The organism is Arthrobacter sp. NPDC058097, from assembly GCF_042884885.1.
Lineage (GTDB): Bacteria > Actinomycetota > Actinomycetes > Actinomycetales > Micrococcaceae > Arthrobacter.
Window position 1 is genome coordinate 1,265 of the sequence record NZ_JBHVSZ010000031.1, and the last position, 3,327, is coordinate 4,591.

Annotated in this window: 2 rRNA genes (1 of these 2 running past the window's edge); both read left to right on the top strand. The window is 54.9% G+C overall.

The features are described from left to right. Window positions 1-127, top strand: a 16S ribosomal RNA gene (locus tag ACFVTE_RS24490); it begins 1,082 nt to the left of the window's first position. A gap of 66 nt (window positions 128-193) precedes the next feature. Beyond that, window positions 194-3,320 (top strand): 23S ribosomal RNA (locus ACFVTE_RS24495). The 16S and 23S rRNA genes sit together here, the layout of an rRNA operon. Window positions 3,321-3,327 lie beyond the last annotated feature (7 nt).

Below are 3,327 nucleotides of genomic sequence, written 5' to 3' on the forward strand. Positions count from 1 at the left end.
TGTGTGTGGGGTGTGTGGTACGGGGTTGTTGTTTGAGAACTACATAGTGGACGCGAGCATCTTTTATAAGAAGCAATTTCCAAGAATATGAACCTGGATCTGGCTGCGCGTGATGATGGCACTCTTCGGGGTGTGGTTGTTGGGTGTGGTTGGTTTCTGTGGTTCTCTCGAAAATTACTCCTTGATCTTTTGTGGTCAAGTTTTTAAGAGCACACGGTGGATGCCTTGGCATTAGGAGCCGAAGAAGGACGTAGGAATCTGCGATAAGCCTGGGGGAGTCGATAACCGGACTGTGATCCCAGGGTGTCCGAATGGGGAAACCCCGCCAGACGCGCGAGTGATCTGGTGACCCGCATCTGAACACATAGGGTGCGTGGAGGGAACGCGGGGAAGTGAAACATCTCAGTACCCGCAGGAAGAGAAAACAACAGTGATTCCGTTAGTAGTGGCGAGCGAACGCGGATCAGGCTAAACCGACCCATGTGTGATAGCCGGCGGGCGTTGCATGGGCGGGGTTGTGGGACTTGTTGTCCTGGTTCTGCCGGACCGGGGAGGTGTGAGTGCTGGTATAGGTGAACGGTCTTGAAAGGCCGGCCGTAGAGGGTGTGAGCCCCGTAACCGTAATGCTGTAGCGCCGCCTTTGATGAGTATCCCAAGTAGCACGGGGCCCGAGAAATCCCGTGTGAATCTGTCAGGACCACCTGATAAGCCTAAATACTCCCTAATGACCGATAGCGGACCAGTACCGTGAGGGAAAGGTGAAAAGTACCCCGGGAGGGGAGTGAAACAGTACCTGAAACCGTGTGCTTACAATCCGTCGGAGCAGCCTTGTAGTTGTGACGGCGTGCCTTTTGAAGAATGAGCCTGCGAGTTAGTGTTACGTCGCGAGGTTAACCCGTGTGGGGAAGCCGTAGCGAAAGCGAGTCTGAACAGGGCGTTGCAGTGGCGTGATCTAGACCCGAAGCGAAGTGATCTACCCATGGCCAGGTTGAAGCGACGGTAAGACGTCGTGGAGGACCGAACCCACTTCAGTTGAAAATGGAGGGGATGAGCTGTGGGTAGGGGTGAAAGGCCAATCAAACTTCGTGATAGCTGGTTCTCCCCGAAATGCATTTAGGTGCAGCGTTGCGTGTTTCTTTCCGGAGGTAGAGCTACTGGATGGCTAATGGGCCCTACAAGGTTACTGACGTCAGCCAAACTCCGAATGCCGGTAAGTGAGAGCGCAGCAGTGAGACTGTGGGGGATAAGCTTCATAGTCGAGAGGGAAACAGCCCAGACCACCAACTAAGGCCCCTAAGCGTGTGCTAAGTGGGAAAGGATGTGGAGTTGCGAAGACAACCAGGAGGTTGGCTTAGAAGCAGCCATCCTTAAAAGAGTGCGTAATAGCTCACTGGTCAAGTGATTCCGCGCCGACAATGTAGCGGGGCTCAAGTACACCGCCGAAGTTGTGGCATTCACATATTTTCCAAGCCTTTGTGGTTCAGGAGTGTGGATGGGTAGGGGAGCGTCGTGTGGGCGGTGAAGTCGCGGTGTAAACCAGCGGTGGAGCCTACACGAGTGAGAATGCAGGCATGAGTAGCGAAAGACGGGTGAGAAACCCGTCCGCCGGATGATCAAGGGTTCCAGGGTCAAGCTAATCTGCCCTGGGTAAGTCGGGACCTAAGGCGAGGCCGACAGGCGTAGTCGATGGACAACGGGTTGATATTCCCGTACCGGCGAAAAACCGCCCATGTTGAACAGGGGATACTAACCGCCCGAGACCTGCCCGACACCCCTTGTGGGTGAAGGGTTTTGGTGGAGCGCGGGACCTGATCCTGGGAGGCAAGCGTATTAACAGGTGTGACGCAGGAAGGTAGCCGAGCCGGGCGATGGTTGTCCCGGTCCAAGGATGTAGGGCGAACGGTAGGCAAATCCGCTGTTCATGTGCCTGAGATCTGACGGGACTCCCGTAAAGGGGGGATTCGGTGATCCTATGCTGCCTAGAAAAGCATCGGCGCGAGGTTTTAGCCGCCCGTACCCCAAACCGACACAGGTGATCAGGTAGAGAATACTAAGGCGATCGAGAGAATTATGGTTAAGGAACTCGGCAAAATGCCCCCGTAACTTCGGGAGAAGGGGGGCCCCAACCTTGAACGGTACTAGCGACCGGGAGGGGATCGGGGCCGCAGAGACCAGGGGGAAGCGACTGTTTACTAAAAACACAGGTCCGTGCGAAGTCGCAAGACGATGTATACGGACTGACTCCTGCCCGGTGCTGGAAGGTTAAGAGGACCGGTTAGCCGTAAGGCGAAGCTGAGAATTTAAGCCCCAGTAAACGGCGGTGGTAACTATAACCATCCTAAGGTAGCGAAATTCCTTGTCGGGTAAGTTCCGACCTGCACGAATGGAGTAACGACTTCCCCGCTGTCTCAACCATAAACTCGGCGAAATTGCAGTACGAGTAAAGATGCTCGTTACGCGCAGCAGGACGGAAAGACCCCGAGACCTTTACTATAGTTTGGTATTGGTGTTCGGAGTGGCTTGTGTAGGATAGGTGGGAGACGTTGAAGCCCGGACGCCAGTTCGGGTGGAGTCATCGTTGAAATACCACTCTGGTCACTTTGGACATCTAACTTCGGCCCGTAATCCGGGTCAGGGACAGTGCCTGATGGGTAGTTTAACTGGGGCGGTTGCCTCCTAAAAAGTAACGGAGGCGCCCAAAGGTTCCCTCAGCCTGGTTGGCAATCAGGTGTCGAGTGTAAGTGCACAAGGGAGCTTGACTGTGAGAGAGACATCTCGAGCAGGGACGAAAGTCGGGACTAGTGATCCGGCGGTACATTGTGGAATGGCCGTCGCTCAACGGATAAAAGGTACCTCGGGGATAACAGGCTGATCTTGCCCAAGAGTCCATATCGACGGCATGGTTTGGCACCTCGATGTCGGCTCGTCGCATCCTGGGGCTGGAGTAGGTCCCAAGGGTTGGGCTGTTCGCCCATTAAAGCGGTACGCGAGCTGGGTTTAGAACGTCGTGAGACAGTTCGGTCCCTATCCGCTGCGCGCGCAGGAAATTTGAGAAGGGCTGTCCTTAGTACGAGAGGACCGGGACGGACGAACCTCTGGTGTGTCAGTTGTACTGCCAAGTGCACCGCTGATTAGCTACGTTCGGATGGGATAACCGCTGAAAGCATCTAAGCGGGAAGCTCGCTTCGAGATGAGATTTCCATACACCTTGCGTGTGAGAGGCCCCCAGCCAGACCACTGGGTTGATAGGCCGGATGTGGAAGCGAGGACTAACGACTCGTGAAGCTGACCGGTACTAATAGGCCAACAACTTACACCACACAAGAA